1 protein-coding gene is annotated in these 579 nt (G+C 35.9%); it reads right to left on the bottom strand.

All coding sequences use genetic code 11. From position 1 onward, the window contains the following. Window positions 1-577: imidazole glycerol phosphate synthase subunit HisF (hisF, locus tag ACVC2P_RS15760; RefSeq protein ID WP_452599413.1), on the bottom strand; the 577-nt coding region annotated here is incomplete at its 3' end. Window positions 578-579: the final 2 nt, after the last annotated feature.

The following is a 579-nucleotide window of genomic DNA, read 5'->3' as shown; positions in this document are numbered from 1 at the left end:
TTGGTATATTTAAAGTATTAGATAGTTTTGCTAAGGCTTTGTTTGCAAATCCTGTTTTTGTTCCATCATTATTCATAGAGGTAAAAAGTATTTCTCCTGCGCCTCGTTTTTCGACCTCCTTTGCCCAATCAAATAAGTTTAATTGTGTGGGTATGCTTCCTCCTGCTAAATGTACAATCCATTCGCCTGCTATTTGCTTTGCATCTATAGCTACTGTGATGCACTGACTACCAAATTTACCTGATAGTTCATTTATTAATTCTGGGCGTTTTACTGCTGAGGAGTTTATAGATATTTTATCTGCTCCTGCTTTTAAAAGCCTATCTACATCTGCTATTGATGAGATTCCTCCTCCTACGGTAAATGGTATGTTAACTTGTTCTGCGACATTTAAAACCATTTCTAAGGTTGTGTTTCTCCCTTCTAAAGTTGCCGATATGTCTAAAAACACTAATTCGTCTGCTCCGTTTTTGGCATATTGTTTTGCCAATTCAACAGGGTCGCCTGCATCTATTAAATTTACGAAATTCACTCCTTTTACTGTTCTTCCGTTTTTAATATCTAAACATGGTATTATTC

This window comes from Pontimicrobium sp. MEBiC01747, assembly GCF_053601635.1.
Note: the sequence above shows the minus strand (reverse complement) of the source record. Positions and strands in the feature narration are given on the sequence as shown.